The following is an 18,169-nucleotide window of genomic DNA, read 5'->3' as shown; positions in this document are numbered from 1 at the left end:
GTGAAAGTTCAACGAGCGGCCATGCGCAAGGCGCCGTCCAGACGGATCACCTCGCCATTGAGCATGCTGTTTTCAATGATGTGGCGCGCCAGCGCCGCGTATTCCTCGGGACGCCCCAGGCGCGCTGGAAACGGCACACCGGCGGCGAGCGAGGCGCGCACGTCTTCGCTCATGCCTGCCATCATCGGCGTTTCGAAGATGCCGGGGGCAATGGTCATCACGCGGATGCCATGACGGGCCAGCTCGCGCGCAACGGGCAACGTCATGCTGGCTATGGCGCCTTTGGACGCCGCATAGGCGGCCTGTCCGATCTGACCATCGAAGGCAGCGACCGAGGCGGTGTTGATGATCACTCCGCGCTCGCCCTCGGCATTGGCCGGATTGTCGGCCATGGCTGCGGCGGCCAGACGCATCAGGTTGAAACTGCCGATCAGGTTCACGCCAATGACCCGCACGAAGCTGTCGAGCGCATGCGGTCCTTGTTTGCCCAGTACTTTCTCACCGGCCACGATGCCTGCGCAGTTGATCAATCCATGCAGGCTGCCGAAATCCTCCAGCGCACGGTCCAGTGCCGTTTGGGTGGCGCCTTCGTCGCGGATGTCGGCGACGGCGAAGCGAGCGTTGGCACCCAGCTCGCAGGCTTTGGCCTGCACCGCACTCGCATTGAGGTCGAGCAGGGTGACCCGCGCACCGGCCTCGACGAGCATGCGCGCAGTAGCCGCGCCGAGCCCGGAAGCTGCGCCACTGATGATGAAATGGGAATTGTCGATGATCATGTCCGTCGTCCTCATGCTCAACGACGGTGCTTGGGTGGTCGTTACGCAGCAGGAAATCGGCATCACCGTCGTGGCGAGCATGTTCGCGCCGTGCGCAGAACGGGGGCAATGGTCAAAGCCGTCAGCGTGCATGACCGCTTTGGCCAATGCCGGCCGTCGTCAGCGGGTGCGAGCGCTCGAGCCTGACGGCACTTGCGTGTCGAGGGTCTCGAGCAGCTCGAGCGTCAATTGCAGACGCAGCGCCTCAAGGGCACTTTCGCAACGCACACTCAGCTCATCCCAACGCTGGCGATACACTTCGCTGCTCAGGCTGTCCATCTGCTCGTCCAGTGCCGAGCCTTCGCTATCGAAGTCCTCCTGAACCCGAGCGAAGGCCTGCTCGTGGCGTGCTTGCAGATAACGTTGCCAGAACGGGCGCTGTACCAGACTCTCGGCCACCGCCTGGTCGGTTTCACCATTGCGCACGTACTCCAAGGCTCGATCCAGGTCTTCCTGAGGCACGTTGGCGATTCGCACGTAATGCATGCTGGCAGGCTGGAACGGCAAATCCAGGGGGGCGGCCAAGCGCACCCGGTAATACAGGCTCACCTCGATCTCATCGACTCCACGGTCCTCGGCGACACGCTGTTGCATGTCCTGTCGCGCGAACGCCTCCACGCGCGCCAAGCGCCACAGACGCCGACCCAAGGCGATCAACCGCATCGCGCGACTTTGCTCATCAGCTTCGGTCTCAACGTTGGCTTCGGCATTGGCCTGGGTTTCCAGCACTTGCACCTGCAAGTCACTGAAGCGCTCGGCCACGCTGTCCGCGCAAGTGGTAGGTTCGTTGGCACGGCTGAAAATCGCTTCGCGCAGCCCGCTATCGCTGTCCAGCGCAGCGATCATCGACCAGACCTGCTCACTCAAATGGGCAGGCGCCTGGACGAAATCGGAGGTACGGGAGAGTTGTCCGAACAAGTCGATCAGCCCGCTGCTGCCAGGGTGGGCCGCCAGATTGTCCCACCGAGTCGCATGCAGGCTGCGTTGAGTGTCCGACGTTCGACCGAGCCATTCTTCACGCGCCTCGCTCGGCGACAATCCCACTTCAGGAACGGCAAGCCCGCCTGCATGGGCCACGGGATGAGGCTCCACGCTCAACAAAGCTTGCAGTTGCCTGAAGTCGAGTGGGTTGTTCTGCACCATCAGTGTCCGCCGGAAGGCCAAGGGCATCTGCAGCACGGTCTCTGGAATGGCATTCAGATGGTTATCACGCAAGTCGATCGATTCCAGGAAGCTGCACAGATCGAGACCCATTGGCCAGGTCCTCAACTGGCAGTTGCGCAGGCTGATCCAGTACAAGCGGGATAAATGGTGCAGGCCTCTGTTGAACGACACCAAGGGGTTGTAGCTGAGGTTCAAAGATCGCAAATTCGACATACTGCTCAGGATATTCTCGCCCTGTATGCTCAGGCGAATCCGGTTGTGGTCGAGGCTCAACGCTTCCAGACTCGGTATGTAAGCCAGACCAACGGGTATGCGTTCCAACTCGTTACTGCCCAAGTTGAGCCTGCGCAGATTGCGGAATGCCTGCAGGAAACTCGTGGGCGCCTCGCGCAGGTGCATGTTGCGCAGCACGAGCACCGAGATATGATCGAATTCAACCCCGTCTGGTAATTCCGGTAGCGTCTGAATGGATATGCCGCTCAGGTCCAGACGTTCCTCGAAGCCGAGTCCGCCCGGCCCCGATGTACGCCTGCCAAGCAGCCTCCAGCAATTTCGCAAACGCAACGCCAGTTGCTGGCACCGAGTGCGGATATTGCTATCCGACTGTTCGTGCGTCCAGCGAGTGAGCGCCCGGTCCAAGCGCCACCAAGCGACTTCCTGCTCGAGCAACGCATCGAAAGGCGAAAGGCCTGACGCTTGTAGAACGCCCAGATAACGATCCACGTCGGCTTCGCTGAGCCCTGGGAAAATGGCTCGGATACGATCGCGTAGCACCTGATCGGCATGCGACGGCCGGCCCCGGCCATTGAGCAGATAACCCACACGGCCATCGGGCAAGCGTTGGCCTGGGTTGAACCTACGCGCCTCGGCGCGCCAGCCCAGCAGTTCCAACCGACGATCGATGGTTTCGGGCAATTGCCGGAGCAAGCGATCGCGCAAACCCGTCGCCTTCGAGGCCATACCCAGGCCAAGCTGCTGCAGCTGATCGTGCGAGAGCAACGCTGCCAGCGTTTCGAACACGTCTTGCGAATGGTCGAGTTCCAGCTCCACAGCACGTTCGTCGCCGTCGTACAGCGTGAAGCGCTCCCCCGAGTGCACCAGGATTCGCAGTGTCTGAGGGTCGGCCTGAGGATTCATGATCGCAATACGACGCCCCCATGCACTGCCCGCGCGCACCTCGATATTGAACGCAGAAGGCCAATGCGGCAGACGGCGCAGCAAGGCGACGACCAGGTCGGCTGTGTCATCGCTGAACGACTCGGCGAAATACATGCCTTCGATCGCTCGACTCAAGCGAGCCTGTTGCCTGATCGACCGCGCCCTCTGCGCCATGGCCATGGGCAGGCGGCGCTCGATCAGCGCCAGTTTTCGCTCGACCTCGCCCACCTCGCGGATCGCTTCTTCGGCATACGCATCTGCCAAACTGGGAAAGTCTCGTTGCACCAAACGCATCAATGCCTCGTCGGGCAAGCGCATCTGGGTCAGGTGCTCCAACAGCGGACGACGCAGGGCCGTTTCCTGCGCCAAGAGCGTTTCCCGCATGGAATCAGCATCGAGCCCGGCGATGTTCGGCTGCGAAAGGCACCATGCTTGGATCTGCCCGTCTTGGGTGGGATGCCCCTGAGCCAGTCCAGTGAAGAATCGATCGATGCGCAGGCGCCCTTCGAAACGCCGCATCGCTTCACGCAAGTTCAACGGCAGCGGCCGACTCTCCACCAACAGGCCACGTAACTCGTCCCCGTCAGTACCGGCAATCCTCAACACCTGCTCAACTTGATTGACGTTCAGCGGGGGGTCGTGGGGCCAAAGGGTGTTGAGCATCTGTGATTCGTCATGCCACTCCAAGGGCCGGGCCAGGAACAGCCGCCAGCCGCGCTCGCCGTTGTGCTGTACGGGTGGGCCATATGTGTGCGGCCGCTGCGGATGGCGCAACCGCCATGGCCCGTCGACATCGGGTCGGTGCACTTCGTACCAGGCCTCGCCCATGCGCAGCCAACGCCGCTTGCCATCGCCGTAGAGGCCATCGGACTGCAGTTGGGCTTGCGGAGCCGGCACCTCGTAAGCACTTGGATCGGCCGACCACAAGCGTTTCTCGCCACTGTCCAGGATCACCGGTTGCAAGCCATCGACCAGCCGGCTGCGAGCGAACCCCCTTGCTACCAAGGTGGCGCCGCCGGCCACGGCTGCGGTTACGGCGACCGTCTCAGCGACACCCAGAAAATGCTCCAGCGCTTCGTGCTGGTGCCCATGGCTCCAGTCCTGCACGCCTTCGAAGGCCTCCGACAGCACTTGCACCACCATTTGCCCCAGGAGCACCGCGCCCACCACCGGAACGAAGAAGCCGGCCAGGCCTGCCAACGCCAATCCGGCGCTCTGCCATTGCTCACGCCGCTCCCGCGCCGCCGTGGCGTCGGCCAGCGACGAGGGCACCAACAGCAATTTGGCGTCCGCCCTGAGGGTCTCCACTTGCGAGGCCACCAACTGCGTGAAGGGATCGCCTGCGATCGCTTGCGCCTGCACTTCGAGGTCAGGCACATCGTCCTTCAGTCGTTGGCCGAGCTGCTTGAGAAACGCAGGTCGCTGCTCCAGACCGACAAGCTGCGCGAACGTCTGGTGATCGGACTGCGCCCGCAGATCGTCCAGCAAGGCCGTATGCACTTGCGTCCAATTGGCGAACGTACGCAACGCGCGAACCGGATCGCTTGGCATGTACAGCAACACGCCTTGCCATCGGTTTTGAGCATCGCGCAGTTCGATGGCCAGGACATCCGCCAACAGCCGACCGAGCATGCTCACGCGCACCACAGTCGCCTGCAGGCAATCGCCACAAGCAGTGGCGCTCGAGCGGAGCAAGTTCTCCAGCGCCGCGTGCGCGGGAGCGGACAACCGTCCTTTGAGCAAAGCCACTTCAGCCGTCAGCAGACAGCCGGCACGCTTGTCTTCGGCCAACAGAGCGCGGGTCTGTTCGCTGAAGGTATCGTTGAGCAACTGCTGGTAGGCGGCGCCGACATCGGCAAGACGACACTGCGCGATCAAGGCATCGGTATCGGGTGTCAACAGGTCGAAGCCACCGGCCGTGACCAAACCTGTGCCAATGGGGTAGGACGTATCGGCAGGGAAGTTCTGCATCAGCCTCAACAACGCCGGTTCACGGCGGTAAACCGGCTGCAAGATGGTCCAGCCGGGCATCGAAATGCTGGGAATGCTTGGCCTCACCACGAGCCATTCCAGCTGCTCGACGTTTGCACCATGCGGCAGAAATCTGGCCAGATGCCGGTCGAACGCCCGCTTGGCGAAGTCCTGCAACGAAATGAGCTCGACGGTAGCCTGGCGAACGCGCTCATGGCTGATGCGGTAAGCCTGGAAACGGTCACGCAAACCGTTGATCTGCGCCGCTGTGGCGTCGGCAAGCCAGGGTTTGAGCAACGACCTGATGAACTGGTCGGTGTAGGGCGCGCCTTGTGGATCGATGGGAGGGGGCATGAGCAGCTCCTGGACGAAAAGCGTCCAAGGTGCAGAAACGGCAGCGCAAAAAGCAGCTGGAATTCACTCCACGAGTCAGCGCTGGTCGGTAGCGCCGCTGAGTGTGCGGTAGTGCCCAGGGTTGCAGCCGAACCATTTGCGGAAGGCTTTGTAGAACGAACTGTTGTCGGCATAGCCAAGCCGCTCGGCCACCTCGACCAGACTGATCTGCGGATCGGCCAACCAGCTCACCGCCAGTTCGCGGCGCACGCTGTCTTTCACGCCTTGATAGCTCTGTCCCTCCTCGGCCAAGCGCCGTCGCAGCGTCGACAACGACAGGCACAGACGCTTGGCCAAGCAGGCCGCGTCAGGCCATTGCGCCGGATCCTGGGCCAGCAGGTCGGTGCGGATGCGTCGTCCCAGGCTGGAGGGGTCCCGGTAGCGGACCAAAATGTTGCCCGGCGCATGGGCAAGAAACTGCTGCAGCTCCTGAACGGTGCGCCGAATCGGCTGATCCAGGCTGTCGGCCGCAATGATCATGCGCGTGGTTGGACGATCGAAGCGCAGGTTTTCGGAAAACATCACCCGGTAGTCATCGCAGAACGGCGGCGCAGCGCAACGCAGGTCTACGGCCAGAATGGCAATGCGTCGCCCTGCAAGCCAACAGGCCAGACCGTGGACGATCATCCACAACGTGAAGTAGGCGAAGGCGCGCTGTGGCGCCGGATGGGGTTCGTCTAGCACGATCTGCGCGATACTGCGCTCGCGCAGCAGTCGAGGTTTGAGGTGAGCCAATGCCAGGCCCAGGTATTGCAGCGCGGTCTCGAGCCCGTCGCCAACGCTGGCCTGGACCACACTCGCACGCCCCATGAAGGCCAGGCTGCCGAGCGGCAAACCGCGTGGGTCCATGGCGAAGAATTCGTCGTCGCATTGTCGTGCCAGGCGCCGCCACAAGGCGGCGTAGGTCTGGCTGGGAAGACGGCCGTCAGGCTGCTGAACGGACTGAGGGTCGATGCCCAGACGTTGCAACAGGGCATGGCTGTCAGACCCGGCTGGGCAACTTTGCAGGAGTGCCTCGCGCACCAAGTGCATGGAAATGGTGTCTTTGTCGCTCATCACCGCGGGCACCCAGGCTCAAGGAAGTGGGCCATCTTACCTAGCTGGCCCACCCGGACAAACCCGCTCGAATCAGACCGAACGGTTGAGCTTCACCCAACCGGCGAAGCGGTCGATGAACGATTGCAGGAAGGGGCGGGTTTTCTCGTTCAGCTTGCCGGCGTCGTCGAACAGGTTGGCAGCGCCACCGACATAGGCTTCGGGCATTTGCATGCACGGCATGTCGAGAAACACCAGGGTCTGGCGTACGGCATGATTGGCGCCAAAGCCGCCCAATGCACCGGGCGATACGCTCGCCACCGCCGTCGGCTTGCCGCTCCAGGCGCTCTGGCCATACGGCCGCGAGCCCACGTCGATGGCATTTTTCAAGCAGCCGGGAATCGAGCGGTTGTACTCGGGCGTGACGAACAATACGGCGTCGCTCGCGCGGATTTCGTCGCGAAAGCGCGTCCAGGCCGCAGGCGCGTCGGCTTCGATGTCTTCGTTGTACATGGCCAGATCGCCGATCTCGACGATCTTCAGCGACAGGCTGGAGGGCGCGAGCTCCGCGAGCGCGCGGGCCACTTTACGGTTGTAGGAATCCTTGCGCAGACTGCCGACGACGACGGCTACCGAATACTCATGGCTCATGGCGATTTCCCGACTCTGCTGTGAATGAATGGCTGTAGTTATAGATGACCACTGCGCGTGTTCAGGGTTTTTTCAGTTCGGCGGAAAACTTACTGGCTGCTGTATCGGTCTATGGCTGTAGACATTTCCTAATATTTCAGAGGTTTCCTCGCCCATGGCAGCAGTAATGGTCGGCCAGTTCCACGCACGTGACGCTGAAGGCCGCATCTATCCCGTTCATGAATTCCAGGAATCGACCCTGCAGGAAGACGGTAGCTCGCTGGGTTCGCCCATCGTCACTTACCGTCTGGCAATCGGCGATCGCGTCAACCATTTGGGCGAAAACCGTTTCGAATTGGTCAACAGCGGCGTGGAGCTGATTCGCGTCCCCTGACCATGATTGGGGACGGGTGCCCCACCTGCCCCTGGATCGCCGCAGACGCAACGGGGTATCCCACATGGCCCCACATATGACAGCAGTCTGTGTGGGGCCAGCCTTCATGTCAGCGGCTGCTGCACGCCTGACGCATTATCTCGACCACCCTCGTGCACGCAGGCCGGCCAAGTGTCTCAACCCAGGTTTTCCCAAAGCGCAGGCGCACCCGCTGCCTTGGCGATGGCGGTCAGGCGCTCGGCGTGGGCCTCCAGCTCGGCGGCACTGGCCAGCAACACCGGACCCGGCTGGCGACCGCTGATCCGGCGAATCTCGCTGGGCCGGGCAGCGGAGCCGTCTTCGTCTTCGCCACCACTGCCAGCCAGCGACAGGCTGGTCTGGCCACCGGTCATGGCCAGGTAGACGTCCGCCAGCAATTCGGCGTCGAGCAAGGCGCCGTGCAGGTCGCGCCCGGAGTTGTCGATGCCATAGCGTTTGCACAAGGCATCGAGGCTGTTGCGCTGGCCCGGGTGGCGCGAGCGCGCCATCATCAGGGTGTCGAGGATCGGACAATGCAGCGAAATGTCGGCGCGATCCTGCTGACCGACCAAGGCGAATTCGTTGTTGATGAAGCCGACGTCGAACGCCGCGTTATGGATGACCAGGGTGGCGCCCTGGATGAAGTCGAAGAATTCGTCGGCCACTTCGGCGAAGCGCGGTTTGCCGATCAGGAATGCATCGGTGATGCCGTGCACGCCGATGGCGCCTTCGTCGCTTTCGCGGTCGGGCTGCAAGTAGACATGGAAATGGCGGCCGGTGAGGCGCCGACCGATGACTTCGACACAACCGATTTCGATGACCCGGTGCCCCTCAGTCACGGGCATGCCGGTGGTTTCGGTATCGAGGATGATGAGCCGTTTGTCTTGCTGCTGCTCCACGCGGGTGACTCCAACTTGCATCACAGGAAAAGGCATCGATTGTACCCCAGCCCAGCCTGCGACGCCGGGCGGAGGTACGAGCGGTCAGCGGCTGGCGCGGACTTCGTCGACGCCACGGTTGGCCAACTGATCGGCACGCTCGTTGCCAGGGTGGCCGATGTGGCCGCGGACCCATTTCCAGGTCACGTTGTGGCGGTTGACCTGCTCATCGAGCAACACCCAGAGGTCGGCGTTCTTCACCGGCTCCTTGGCGGCGGTCTTCCAGCCGCGCTTCTTCCAGTTGCTCATCCATTCGGTGATGCCCTTCATGACGTATTGCGAGTCAGTGGTGAGCACCACGTCGCATTCACGGGTCAGCACCATCAGGCCCTGGATGGCGGCCATCAGCTCCATGCGGTTGTTGGTGGTGTTGAGCTCGCCACCCCAGAGCTCCTTTTCCGCGCCCTTGTAGACGATCAGAACGCCCCAGCCACCCAGGCCAGGATTGCCCTTGCAGGCACCATCGGTGTAGATCTCGACGCTATCGGTCATGTACTGCCTATTCGCTTGAAATGATCGAGGCTCGGCAGCGGCGACGCTCAGCCATCGCTGCGCCGGCGATTGACCTTGGCCAGCGGCATGGGCAACAGCTTGCCCATCGGCTCCCGGCGCGTCTGGCGCAGGGGCCGCAGGCCCACCACCATCTTGCGCGCCACCAGCACGTAGACCCCGCCGCCGCCCAGTTGCCAACGACCGGCACACTGCTCCCAACCCATCAGGCGCTGCTGCCAAGCCTTGGAGGAAAGCGGCGGACGATAGCACCCGAACCGACGTTTCTCCAGCGCGAAGCCCAGCAGGTTGAGCCAGTCGCCGACCCGTGACGCCGAGATGCAGCGCGCTTTGCGCAAGGCGCCCTTACCGAGCAGATGGCGCATGCCCCAGGTGCTCCAGGGGTTGACGCCGACCACCAGCAGGTGCCCACCGGGGCGCACGGCCATGGCGGCCTCGCGCAGCAGCCCGTGGGGCGAGAGGCTGAAGTCCAGGCCATGCTGCAGCACCACGACATCGGCCGCATGCTCGCTGAGCGGCCAGGCCTGCTCCTCGCACACGATCTCGACCCCCGGAAACGGCGCGCCCAGGCGCACGTTGCGCTGCACCTGCGGCGCGCTGGGCGGGGCTTCGGCGCAGGGTCCGTAATGCACCAGAAAGCCGCCGAAAAAACGCGCCAGCTCTTCCTCGAGCAGCGCTTGCTCTTCATTCAGCATCAATTGCCCGATAGGGCTGTCGAACCAATCCCGGGCCTGCCCGATCAGTTCGACCCACTCGGCATCGGCCTGGGCAAACACTTGGTCGCTCATTGCATGTTCCTCGGCTAGTTCTCTGGCCGCACCTCGAGCGTCAGAGCTGGTCTGAAACGCTAAGATGCCTGTATGTCCCACCTAGAGATTCGGATCCGCGCCATGATACAGATCGATGCACTGCCTGCTTTCTCCGACAACTACATCTGGTTGTTGCAAGATACTGCCACACAGCGCTGCGTGGTGGTCGACCCAGGGGACGACCAACCTGTGGCCGCTTGGCTGGACGCCCACCCGCAGTGGCGCTTGACCGACATCCTCATCACCCACCACCACCAGGACCACGTCGGCGGCGTCGAGGCGCTCAAGGCCAGGACCGGCGCGCGCGTGCACGGCCCGGCCAGCGAGCGTATTCCCGGCCGCGACGTGGCATTGCGCGACGGCGATCAGGTGGCGGTGCTGGGCCTGACTTTCGAGGTCATCGACGTGCCGGGGCACACCCTTGGACACATCGCCTTCTACAGTGCGCAACCCCGGACCCCACTGCTGTTCAGCGGCGACACGCTGTTCGCCGGTGGCTGCGGGCGCCTGTTCGAGGGTACGCCCGAGCAGATGCATGCCTCGCTGAGCCGACTGGCAGCCCTGCCGCCCAGCACCGAGGTGTATTGCGCCCACGAGTACACCTTGAGCAACCTGCGCTTCGCCGCCGCCGTCGAGCCCGACAATGCGCAGGTGCGTCAGCGCCTGAGCGAGGTGGAGGAACTGCGTGCCCAGCAACGCATCACCCTACCCTCCACCTTGGGTCTGGAGCTTCGAACCAATCCTTTCCTGCGCACCGCTGAAACATCTGTTAAACAAAAAGCAGACGAGCGGACAAACAAGGTAAACCCCAGTTCCATCGAGGTTTTTGCTGCCTTGCGCGCTTGGAAGAACGCGTTCTGATAACCCCAAGATATATCTCAGCACGGCCCCAAGGTTGACCATCCGGGAAGCGGTTCCTAGAATCGCCCAACTTTTTTGCCCGGATAAACGTGCCTGCCGATGTCACTCCGTAGCCGCAGACCCTCTCATTCCATCGCCCTCAGGCGCTTGGCCCAAGCCAGCGCCCTGGCCCTGGCAGCCACCTTGGTGGGTTGCCAGAGCACACCCAAGGTCGACGAATCGGATAGCGTTCGCGCGCCCAACTACCAGGCTCGGATCAAGCACAAGCCCGTCGTACGGGTGATCGCGCCCGTCGCCCCGCAACCGCCCCTGGACGTCTGGGTGCGCATGCGCCAGGGCTTCGCCCTGCAAGGCATCGACGCCAATCCGCGTATCGAGCAGCAGCGCCTGTGGTTCGCCAGCAACCCGCGTTCGGTGGAGATCACCGGCGAGCGCGGCAGCCTGTACATGCACTACATCGTCGAGCGTCTCGAAGAGCGCGACATGCCGCTCGAACTGGCCCTGCTGCCCGCCATCGAAAGCGCCTACAACCCCATGGCCTATTCGCGTGCCCACGCCGTCGGTCTCTGGCAGTTCATCCCCTCCACGGGCAAGCACTTCAACCTGCGCCAGACCAGTTTCTACGACGGCCGACGCGACATCACCGCGTCGACCAACGCCGCGCTGGACTACCTGAGCCGCCTGCACGACATGTTCAACGGCGACTGGCTGCTGGCCCTGGCCGCCTACAACGCGGGCGAAGGTACGGTCAGCCGGGCGATCGAGCGCAACGAGCGACTGGGCCTGCCCACCGACTACTGGAACCTGCCGCTGCCCCAGGAAACCCGTGACTACGTACCCAAGCTGCTGGCCCTGTCGCAGGTGGTGAACGCCCCGGAAGCCTATGGCATCACCCTCAGCCCCATCGCCAACGAACCCTACTTCGAAGCCGTCGCCATCAACGAGCGCCTCGACCTGTCGCGGGTCGCGGCCTTCGCCGACATCGACGAAGACGAACTGATCCAGCTCAACCCTGCATTCAAGAAACGCATGACCGTCGATGGCCCGCAGCAATTGCTGGTGCCCACCGCCAAGGCCCAATTGCTGGCCGCCAGCCTGTCCAACCTCAAGCCCGAACAACTGGTCAGCTTGCAGCCGAACAAGGCCGTGTTCCAGGCAGCCCTTGCCGAAGCCAAGGCCCCGGCAGCGACCACGCGCAGCTATCGGGTCAAGCGTGGCGACAACCTCGCCGCCATCGCCCGCGCCAACCGCGTCTCGGTGCGCGACCTGCAACGCTGGAACCGCATGTCGGGCAGCAGCCTGAAGGCCGGTCAGGTGTTGGCGCTGCGCGGCGGCAAGGCCTCCAGCGCACCTAGCGCCGCCGCCAACCGGGTGGCCGCCGCGCAGAAGCGCTCGACTCAATACAAGGTGCGTAAAGGCGATTCCCTATACCTGGTAGCCAAACGCTTCAACGTCGAAATGCAACACCTCAAACGCTGGAATCCCCGCAGCGGCAAAGCCCTCAAACCCGGTCAGACCTTGACCGTATACGTAGGTCGCTGAGCCCTTCGGCAACGCCCTCCCCCGTATGATCGACGCCTTCGGCTACGAGGCGTCGACGCAGCTTTCGAACGCATCGTCCAGCGCCATGCACAGGCATCTTTTTCCAATCCGGACAAGCTGTTACTGTAGCCCGACCCAAGCCCAATGCCTGTGGATCGGATGCCGACTTGATACGTCCCCTCCTGCTGTCAATCAGTCTGGCCTTGAGCTTTTGCGCGAGCGCCGCCGTGAGCGAAAGCCATGGTTACGCGCAGTTCGGCACGCTCAAATATCCTGCCAGCTTCACCCACTTCGACTGGGTCAATCCGCGAGCGCCCAAGGGCGGCACGTTGCGGGCCATGGCCTTTGGCACGTTCGATACCCTCAACCCCTATACCTTCAAAGGCTCGAGCCCGGTCAGCACGCCGAACTTCCAGCAGTACGGCGTCAGCGAGCTGAACGAGACGTTGATGGTCGGTACGGGCCAGTACGACCCTTCAGGTGACGAACCCACCTCCAGCTATGGCCTGATCGCTCGCTCGGTCGAGTACAGCGAAGACCGCAGCTGGGTGGTGTTCAATCTGCGGCCCGAGGCGCGTTTTCACGATGGCAAGCCGATCACCGCCGCCGATGTCGCCTTCAGCTACCGCACCTTGCTCAAGGAAGGCCATCCGCAGTACCGCACCAGCCTGCAAGAGGTGCAGCGGGTCGATGTCCTCAGCCCCCTGCGCATCCGCTTCGTGTTCAAACGCGCCGGTAACCCGCTGCTGATCCTGCGCCTGGGTGAAATGCCAGTGCTGCCCAAACACTATTGGGAAAAGCGCGACTTCCAGGCCACCACCTTCGAACCGCCGCTGGGCAGCGGCCCCTACCGCATCAGCGAGGTGCGTCCGGGCCGGCGCCTGGTGTTCGAGCGAGTCAGGGACTACTGGGGCAAGGACTTGCCCGTCAACCGCGGCAAATACAACTTCGACCGGGTGGAATTCGAGTTCTACCGCGACGCCACGGTGGCGTTCGAAGCTTTCAAGGCCGGGGAGTTCGACCTGTACATCGAGCACCAGGCGAAAAACTGGGCCAACGGCTACAACTTCCCGGCCGTGCGCCGTGGCGAGGTGATCAAGGCGCAAATCCCCCACCGCATCCCCACCCAGACCCAAGGTCTGTTCATGAACAGCCGCCGTGCGCCGTTCGACGATGTGCACGTGCGCCAGGCGCTTGGCCTGATGCTGGATTTCGAATGGAGCAACCGCGCCCTGTTCAGCGACGCCTACAAGCGCTCGACCAGCTACTACCCCAACAGCGAATTCGCCGCCAGTGGCCTGCCGGTAGGCAAGGAATGGCTGCTGCTCAAGCCGTTCCGTGAGCAACTGCCTGCCAAACTGTTCACCGAGCCTTATCAGGTCAGCCATACCCACGGCCACGGCATCGAGCGGCAGACCCTGCGCCAGGCGCTGACGCTGTTCGCCAAGGCCGGCTATACCCTCGACGGGCAGCGTCTGGTCGATGCCAAGGGCGAGCCGCTGCGCCTGGAGATCCTGCTGGTCAATCCCAACCTGGAGCGGATCTTCCAGCCCTACGTGGAAAACCTCAGGCGTATCGGCATCGCTGCCGGCCTGCGTACCGTCGACCGTGCGCAGTACAAACAGCGCCTGGACCAGTTCGATTTCGACATGATCCTCATGACCCTCGGCCAGACCCTCAGCCCAGGACTGGAGCAGTGGCAGTACTTCCACTCCAGCCAGGCCTCGATCAAGGGCAGCAAGAACTACGCCGGGATCAACGACCCGGTGGTCGACCACCTGCTTGACACGTTGCTCGCCGCGCAGAACCGCGACGACCAGATCGCCGCTGCCAAGGCCCTGGACCGTGTGCTGTCCTGGCACTACTACATGATTCCCAACTGGTACCTCGACAACCACCGCCTGGCCTACCGCAACCGGTTCGCCTTCGTCACCACGCCGCCCTACACATTGGGGCTGAACAGCTGGTGGCTCAAACACCCGGAGACCCACCCATGACGCCAATGCCGCGCCTGTGCGCACTGGCCGCTGGCCTGCTGCTCGCCTGCCTGGGCCTGAGCGCCACGGCCGCCCCGCAGCACGCCGTGACCCTGTACGACGAACCGCCCAAGTACCCGGCCGACTTCCGCCACTTCGACTACGTCAACCCGGACGCGCCCAAGGGCGGCACGTTCCGCCAGTCCAGCTTCGGCGGTTTCGACAGCCTCAACCCCTACATCACCAAGGGCGTGGCCGCCGAAGACGTCGAGATGATCTATGACACCCTGACCCGTAAAAGCCTGGACGAGCCGTTCACCGAATATGGGTTGGTCGCCAGCAGGATCGAAAAGGACCCGGCCAATCGCTGGGTCCGTTTCTACCTGCGTCCCGAGGCGCGTTTCCACGACGGCCACCCGATGCGCGCCGAAGACGTAGCCTTCACCTTCGACGCCTTGGTCAGCAAGGGCGCCCCGCTGTACCGCCAGTACTATGGCGATGTCGCCAAGGTGGTGGTGGAAAATCCATTGCAGGTGCGTTTCGACTTCAAGAACGCCAGCAACCGCGAGCTGCCGCTGATCATCGGTCAATTGCCCGTGCTGCCCAAACACTGGTATGCCGACCGCGAGTTCGACCGCGGCAGCCTGGACATTCCGCTGGGCAGCGGCCCGTACAAGGTCGCCGAGGTCAAACCGGGACGCTCGATCCGCTACGAGCGGGTCAAGGACTACTGGGCCAAGGATCTGCCGATCAACCGCGGCCAGTACAACTTCGATGCCATGACCTTCGACTCCTACCGTGACAACGTGGTCGCTCTGCAAGCCCTGATGGCCGGCGAGTTCGACTTCTGGGAAGAGCGCATCGCCAAGAACTGGGCCACCGCCTACAACGTGCCGGCGGTGCGCGAGGGCCGCCTGCTGCGTGAAGAACTGCCGAACGGCACGCCCAGTGGCATGCAAGGCTTCATCTTCAACCTGCGTCGGCCGTTGTTCCAGGACGTGCGCGTGCGTGAAGCCCTGAGCCAGTTGTTCGACTTCGAATGGACCAACAAGCAGTTGTTCTTCGGCGCCTACACGCGCACCGCTAGCTACTTCGAAAACTCCGACATGGCCGCCCGGGGCACGCCGGGGCCGGACGAACTGGCCATCCTCGAACCCTTGCGCGGCAAGATCCCGGCGCGCGCGTTGACCGAGGCGTTCCACAACCCCGTCACCGACGCCAGCGGCATGATCCGCGAGCAACAGCGCAAAGCCTATGGCCTGCTACAGGCCGCCGGTTGGAAAGTCGTCGACGACAAGATGGTCGATACCCAAGGCAAGCCGGTGTCCATCGAGTTCCTGCTGGTACAGCCCGAGTTCGAACGTGTGCTGTTGCCGTTCAAGCGCAACCTCGCCGACCTGGGCATCGAATTGAACATCCGTCGGGTCGACGTCTCGCAGTACATGAGCCGTGTGCGTTCGCGGGACTTCGACATGATGGTCGGCGGCTTTGCGCAATCGAGTTCACCGGGCAACGAGCAGCGCGAGTACTGGTCCAGTATCGCCGCCGACAACCCAGGCAGCCGCAACTACATAGGGCTGCGCGACCCAGCCATCGACCAACTGGTCGAAGCCCTGATCGGCGCCGATTCGCGTCAATCGCTGGTCGAGCATACCCGCGCCCTGGACCGCGTGCTGCTGTGGGGCTTCTACGTGATCCCAAACTGGCACATCAAGACCTGGCGGGTGGTGTACGCCAACCACATCGGCCACCCCCCGGCCTCGCCCAAGTCCGAGATCGGCATCAACACCTGGTGGATCAAGCCGGACGTGGCGCCGCCCGTGCCCAAGCCTGCCGCCTCTGCCGACGAGGCGCACTGACATGCTGGCCTATATCCTGCGCCGCCTGCTGCTGATCATCCCCACCCTGCTGGGCATCCTGGTCATCAACTTCCTCATCGTCCAGGCCGCGCCCGGCGGGCCGGTGGAGCAGATGATCGCCAAGCTCGAAGGTTTCGAAGGCGCCACCAGCCGCATTGCCGGCGGTGGCGCGGAAGTCTCGGTCGCCGGTTCCAACTACCGCGGCGCACAAGGCCTGGACCCGGCCCTGATCGCCGAGATCGAGCACATGTACGGCTTCGACAAGCCGGCGCCCGAACGGTTGTGGATCATGATCAAGAACTACGCCCATCTGGATTTCGGCGACAGCTTCTTCCGCGACGCCAAGGTCATCGACCTGATCGCCGAAAAGATGCCGGTGTCGATCTCGCTCGGGCTGTGGAGCACGCTGATCATGTACCTGGTGTCGATCCCCCTGGGCATCGCCAAGGCCGTGCGCCACGGCAGCCACTTCGACGTGTGGACCAGCTCGGCGATCATCGTCGGCTACGCCATCCCTGCCTTCCTGTTCGCCATTCTGCTGATCGTGCTGTTCGCCGGCGGCAGTTACTTCGATTGGTTCCCCCTGCGCGGGCTGACGTCGAACAACTTCGAGGCGCTCTCCACCACGGGCAAGGTGCTCGACTATTTCTGGCACCTGGTGCTGCCGATCACCGCGCTGGTGATCGGCAACTTCGCCACCATGACCCTGCTGACCAAGAACAGCTTCCTCGACGAGATCAACAAGCAGTACGTGGTGACCGCCAAGGCCAAGGGTCTGAGCCGTTCGCGGGTGCTGTACGGGCATGTGTTCCGCAACGCCATGCTGCTGGTGATCGCCGGTTTTCCTTCGGCGTTCATCGGCATCTTCTTCACCGGCTCCTTGCTGATCGAGGTGATCTTTTCCCTCGACGGCCTGGGCCTGATGAGCTTCGAGGCGGCGATCAACCGCGATTACCCGGTGGTCTTCGGCACCTTGTTCATCTTCACCCTGCTGGGGCTGGTGGTGAAGCTGATCGGCGACCTGACCTACACCCTGGTCGATCCACGCATCGATTTCGCCAGCAGGAAGCACTGACATGGCCCTATCCCCCCTCAACCGTCGACGCTTCGAGCGGTTCAAGGCCAACCGCCGCGGCTGGTGGTCGCTGTGGCTATTCCTCATCCTCTTCGGCCTGAGCCTGGGTGCCGAGCTGATCGCCAACGACAAGCCCATCGCCGTGCACTACGACGAGCAATGGTATTTCCCGGCCTTCAAGCGCTATCCGGAAACCACCTTCGGCGGCGAATTCCCGCTGGAGGCCAACTACAAGAGCCCGTACATCCGCCAACTGCTGGCCCAACAGAAGGCCTGGGTGCTGTGGGCACCGATCCCGTTCAGCTACCAGAGCATCAACTACGACCTCAAGGTGCCGGCCCCCGCGCCGCCCTCGGCACAGAACTGGCTGGGCACCGACGACCAGGGCCGCGACGTGCTGGCGCGGGTCATCTATGGCTTCCGTATCTCGGTGCTGTTCGCCCTGACCCTGACCGTGGCCAGCTCCATCATCGGCGTGATCGCCGGTGCCTTGCAGGGCTACTACGGCGGCTGGGTGGACCTGGCCGGGCAACGCTTCCTGGAAATCTGGTCGGGGCTGCCGGTGCTCTACCTGCTGATCATTCTGGCGAGCTTCGTACAGCCCAATTTCTGGTGGCTGCTGGGCATCATGCTGCTGTTCTCGTGGATGAGCCTGGTCGATGTGGTGCGCGCCGAGTTCCTGCGCGGGCGCAACCTGGAATATGTACGCGCCGCCCGCGCGCTGGGCATGCGCGACGGGGCGATCATGTACCGGCACATTCTGCCCAACGCGATGATTTCGACCATGACCTTCATGCCGTTCATCCTCACCGGCGCCATCGGCACCTTGACCGCCCTGGACTTTCTCGGCTTCGGCCTGCCGGCCGGTGCGCCGTCGCTCGGCGAGCTGGTCGCCCAGGGCAAATCCAACCTGCAGGCACCGTGGCTCGGCATCAGCGCCTTCGCCGTGCTGGCGGTGATGTTGAGCTTACTGGTGTTCATCGGCGAATCCGCCCGCGATGCCTTCGATCCGAGGAAATGA

Annotated in this window: 14 protein-coding genes; 7 read left to right on the top strand and 7 right to left on the bottom strand. The window is 63.2% G+C overall.

Going from position 1 to position 18,169, the window contains the following annotated elements; genetic code table 11:
• Window positions 1-8 precede the first annotated feature (8 nt).
• The 4 genes from AA0Z93_RS16495 to AA0Z93_RS16480 all read right to left on the bottom strand — a co-directional run bounded on the left by AA0Z93_RS16495 (window position 9) and on the right by AA0Z93_RS16480 (window position 7,187).
• Window positions 9-776, bottom strand: coding sequence for an SDR family NAD(P)-dependent oxidoreductase (locus AA0Z93_RS16495; RefSeq protein WP_413047871.1), 768 nt, complete (start codon window positions 774-776; stop codon window positions 9-11).
• Window positions 777-935: 159 nt separating this feature from the next.
• Window positions 936-5,462, bottom strand: a complete 4,527-nt coding sequence (locus AA0Z93_RS16490) for an NEL-type E3 ubiquitin ligase domain-containing protein (protein WP_413047872.1) — start codon at window positions 5,460-5,462, stop codon at window positions 936-938.
• Window positions 5,463-5,537: 75 nt separating this feature from the next.
• Window positions 5,538-6,557 carry an AraC family transcriptional regulator gene (locus tag AA0Z93_RS16485; RefSeq protein ID WP_413047873.1) on the bottom strand — a complete coding sequence of 340 codons (1,020 nt, stop codon included), beginning with the start codon at window positions 6,555-6,557 and terminating at the stop codon, window positions 5,538-5,540.
• 72 nt (window positions 6,558-6,629) lie between these two features.
• Window positions 6,630-7,187: an NADPH-dependent FMN reductase gene (locus AA0Z93_RS16480; RefSeq protein ID WP_413047874.1), complete on the bottom strand. Its 558-nt coding sequence runs from the start codon at window positions 7,185-7,187 to the stop codon at window positions 6,630-6,632.
• A gap of 154 nt (window positions 7,188-7,341) precedes the next feature.
• Here AA0Z93_RS16480 and AA0Z93_RS16475 point away from each other — a divergent pair, with 154 nt between their 5' ends.
• On the top strand, window positions 7,342-7,560 hold the full coding sequence (locus tag AA0Z93_RS16475; RefSeq protein ID WP_413047875.1) for a hypothetical protein: 219 nt from the start codon (window positions 7,342-7,344) through the stop codon (window positions 7,558-7,560).
• A 176-nt stretch (window positions 7,561-7,736) separates the two neighbouring features.
• Here the strand turns inward: AA0Z93_RS16475 and dnaQ are convergent, their stop codons facing one another.
• The 3 genes from dnaQ to AA0Z93_RS16460 all read right to left on the bottom strand — a co-directional run bounded on the left by dnaQ (window position 7,737) and on the right by AA0Z93_RS16460 (window position 9,814).
• Complete coding sequence (gene dnaQ, locus AA0Z93_RS16470; protein ID WP_413048415.1) at window positions 7,737-8,477, bottom strand: DNA polymerase III subunit epsilon; 741 nt, start codon at window positions 8,475-8,477, stop codon at window positions 7,737-7,739.
• Window positions 8,478-8,561: 84 nt separating this feature from the next.
• On the bottom strand, window positions 8,562-9,008 hold the full coding sequence (gene rnhA / locus AA0Z93_RS16465; protein ID WP_296263882.1) for a ribonuclease HI: 447 nt from the start codon (window positions 9,006-9,008) through the stop codon (window positions 8,562-8,564).
• A 47-nt stretch (window positions 9,009-9,055) separates the two neighbouring features.
• Window positions 9,056-9,814, bottom strand: coding sequence for a class I SAM-dependent methyltransferase (locus AA0Z93_RS16460; RefSeq protein ID WP_413047876.1), 759 nt, complete (start codon window positions 9,812-9,814; stop codon window positions 9,056-9,058).
• 102 nt (window positions 9,815-9,916) lie between these two features.
• Here AA0Z93_RS16460 and gloB point away from each other — a divergent pair, with 102 nt between their 5' ends.
• The 6 genes from gloB to AA0Z93_RS16430 all read left to right on the top strand — a co-directional run bounded on the left by gloB (window position 9,917) and on the right by AA0Z93_RS16430 (window position 18,169).
• Window positions 9,917-10,696, top strand: coding sequence for a hydroxyacylglutathione hydrolase (gene gloB, locus AA0Z93_RS16455; RefSeq protein ID WP_413047877.1), 780 nt, complete (start codon window positions 9,917-9,919; stop codon window positions 10,694-10,696).
• Between the two features lie 99 nt (window positions 10,697-10,795).
• Window positions 10,796-12,238: a transglycosylase SLT domain-containing protein gene (locus AA0Z93_RS16450; protein ID WP_413047878.1), complete on the top strand. Its 1,443-nt coding sequence runs from the start codon at window positions 10,796-10,798 to the stop codon at window positions 12,236-12,238.
• A 167-nt stretch (window positions 12,239-12,405) separates the two neighbouring features.
• The gene (locus tag AA0Z93_RS16445) at window positions 12,406-14,235 is read left to right on the top strand and encodes an extracellular solute-binding protein (protein WP_413047879.1); all 1,830 of its coding nucleotides are present in this window, start codon (window positions 12,406-12,408) and stop codon (window positions 14,233-14,235) included.
• Window positions 14,232-16,073: an extracellular solute-binding protein gene (locus AA0Z93_RS16440; protein ID WP_413047880.1), complete on the top strand. Its 1,842-nt coding sequence runs from the start codon at window positions 14,232-14,234 to the stop codon at window positions 16,071-16,073. The genes AA0Z93_RS16445 and AA0Z93_RS16440 overlap by 4 nt, the downstream gene beginning before the upstream one ends.
• Before the next feature lies 1 nt (window position 16,074).
• A complete protein-coding gene (locus AA0Z93_RS16435; RefSeq protein WP_413047881.1) occupies window positions 16,075-17,148 on the top strand; it encodes a microcin C ABC transporter permease YejB in 1,074 nt (357 codons plus the stop codon).
• A 1-nt stretch (window position 17,149) separates the two neighbouring features.
• Entirely contained in the window at window positions 17,150-18,169 is a 1,020-nt protein-coding gene (locus tag AA0Z93_RS16430; protein WP_413047882.1) for an ABC transporter permease, read from the top strand.

It is taken from the genome of Pseudomonas phoenicis (genome assembly GCF_047302395.1).
Lineage (GTDB): Bacteria > Pseudomonadota > Gammaproteobacteria > Pseudomonadales > Pseudomonadaceae > Aquipseudomonas.
Note: the sequence above shows the minus strand (reverse complement) of the source record. Positions and strands in the feature narration are given on the sequence as shown.

Bases quoted from the DNA above. Each gene is read 5' to 3' on its own strand.
- AA0Z93_RS16495 (WP_413047871.1), bottom strand. From the start codon at position 776: ATGATCATCGACAATTCCCATTTCATCATCAGTGGCGCAGCTTCCGGG.
- AA0Z93_RS16490 (WP_413047872.1), bottom strand. From the start codon at position 5,462: ATGCCCCCTCCCATCGATCCACAAGGCGCGCCCTACACCGACCAGTTC.
- AA0Z93_RS16485 (WP_413047873.1), bottom strand. From the start codon at position 6,557: ATGAGCGACAAAGACACCATTTCCATGCACTTGGTGCGCGAGGCACTC.
- AA0Z93_RS16480 (WP_413047874.1), bottom strand. From the start codon at position 7,187: ATGAGCCATGAGTATTCGGTAGCCGTCGTCGTCGGCAGTCTGCGCAAG.
- AA0Z93_RS16475 (WP_413047875.1), top strand. From the start codon at position 7,342: ATGGCAGCAGTAATGGTCGGCCAGTTCCACGCACGTGACGCTGAAGGC.
- rnhA (WP_296263882.1), bottom strand. From the start codon at position 9,008: ATGACCGATAGCGTCGAGATCTACACCGATGGTGCCTGCAAGGGCAAT.
- AA0Z93_RS16460 (WP_413047876.1), bottom strand. From the start codon at position 9,814: ATGAGCGACCAAGTGTTTGCCCAGGCCGATGCCGAGTGGGTCGAACTG.
- gloB (WP_413047877.1), top strand. From the start codon at position 9,917: ATGATACAGATCGATGCACTGCCTGCTTTCTCCGACAACTACATCTGG.
- AA0Z93_RS16450 (WP_413047878.1), top strand. From the start codon at position 10,796: ATGTCACTCCGTAGCCGCAGACCCTCTCATTCCATCGCCCTCAGGCGC.
- AA0Z93_RS16440 (WP_413047880.1), top strand. From the start codon at position 14,232: ATGACGCCAATGCCGCGCCTGTGCGCACTGGCCGCTGGCCTGCTGCTC.
- AA0Z93_RS16435 (WP_413047881.1), top strand. From the start codon at position 16,075: ATGCTGGCCTATATCCTGCGCCGCCTGCTGCTGATCATCCCCACCCTG.
- AA0Z93_RS16430 (WP_413047882.1), top strand. From the start codon at position 17,150: ATGGCCCTATCCCCCCTCAACCGTCGACGCTTCGAGCGGTTCAAGGCC.